Source organism: Nodosilinea sp. LEGE 07088 (assembly GCF_015207395.1).
In the GTDB taxonomy this organism is placed as follows: Bacteria; Cyanobacteriota; Cyanobacteriia; order Phormidesmidales; family Phormidesmidaceae; genus Nodosilinea.
On the sequence record NZ_JADEWX010000368.1, the window covers coordinates 1 to 1,505 of the forward strand.

Consider the following 1,505-nt stretch of genomic DNA (forward strand, 5'->3'; position numbering starts at 1 on the left):
TGGTTTGGTAGGATGCAGGAAACATATTGGTTTAGGGGAGCTGCACTGAGGCTCCCTATTTTTTGTCCCCTTTATTGTCTCAAAGCCCTGTACCGCATGACGTTGAGTACCCTTGTCACCCGTTAAGGGTGACTACTATCTGTGTCCGCTCGGTGGGAGTCAACTCACTGCCGAGGCGATGCAAGTCTATCTGGAACCCGTACGGCAAGGGGCAGTCGAGTTGCAGGAGATTCACTATGACTATGCCGATGGTCACACCGCGCTGATTGCCAGAGGCTATGAGCAACATCAGACCCGCACGGGAGAATGGGACGGGCAACCCTGGACCTGGTCAGAGCGGCAATTGGTCGTGTACTCCCTGGCCTATGCTCAATCCGCGCAGCAGGCCTTCCAAACCCGACTCGAGCACGCCCAAACGGCCTTGGCAGCGCTCAATCAATCGCGGCGCGGTCAGAAAGCCTTTCCCGATACAGATTCCTTAGCGCAAGCCGCCGAGGCCGTTCTCACCCGCTACCGGGTCAAGGCCTACGTTCAACTCACCTACTCACAGTCGGTGGAGCAACACACCGTGCGTCGCTACCGGGACCACCCCGCCCGGGTGGTGGAGCACCGTCGATTCCAGGTGGACTACACCCTAGATACCGAGGCCATCGACCAGCAGAAGCAAACGCTGGGTTGGCGGGTCTATGTCACCAATCATCCTGAAGTCGCGTTATCTCTGCCTCGAGCGGTGACGGTCTACCGCCAAGAGTATCTGGTAGAGCACAGCTTTAGCCGACTCAAAGGGCATCCCCTCTCCCTCTCTCCGATGTACTTACAGCGCGAAGACCATATCAGGGGGTTGATTCGCTTACTCTCGATTGGTTTGCGATTGTTGACGCTGGTGGAGTTTCAGGTCCGCCAAGCCTTGGCGGGCCACCAAGGGACCCTCTCAGGGCTGTATCCCGGTAATCCTAAGCGGGCAACGGCTCGACCAACAGCGGAATTACTGCTGGCCAGTTTTCGAGACATTACTCTAATCATGGTGAACGCCCGAGGGCAAACCTATGCTCATCTGAGCGAACTGACGCCTTTACAGCTGCATATCCTACACGCACTCAACTTCCCGGTGAGTATTTACACTCGGCTGGGGCCAGAATCTGAGGAGCCTCCTTAGAAATGAGCGAACCGGGAGTTTACGAACACTAGATATATGATCACACTAAAAATGGCAATAACGCTACCCCAATCGAAGCCTGGAAACTGCGGCTATTTGATGATTTGCCTGACAGTGTTTTTTTGTCCACATCGTTATATGCTCCTGTCAAGACCTTGGCTTTAGCAGATATTTTGACCCTTTTTGTGAATAGGTGATTTCCATGTCGGGTACACATTTAAAGTAACCGTCCCAGGAATTTAACGAAGGTTTAGGGATTTTGGGTCAGGAGACTCGGTAAGGTAAAACGATGAGCGACGAGATCGAGATAGCCGGAATCCGCGTTCCTAAGGCCGACTGGGAGGCGACC

The 1,505-nt window shown here is 54.1% G+C and carries 1 protein-coding gene; it reads left to right on the forward strand.

The annotated features are described in order from the left end of the window. Positions 1-112: 112 nt before the first annotated feature. Positions 113-1,156 carry a transposase gene (locus IQ254_RS31030; protein ID WP_228041266.1) on the forward strand — a complete coding sequence of 348 codons (1,044 nt, stop codon included), beginning with the start codon at positions 113-115 and terminating at the stop codon, positions 1,154-1,156. Positions 1,157-1,505 lie beyond the last annotated feature (349 nt).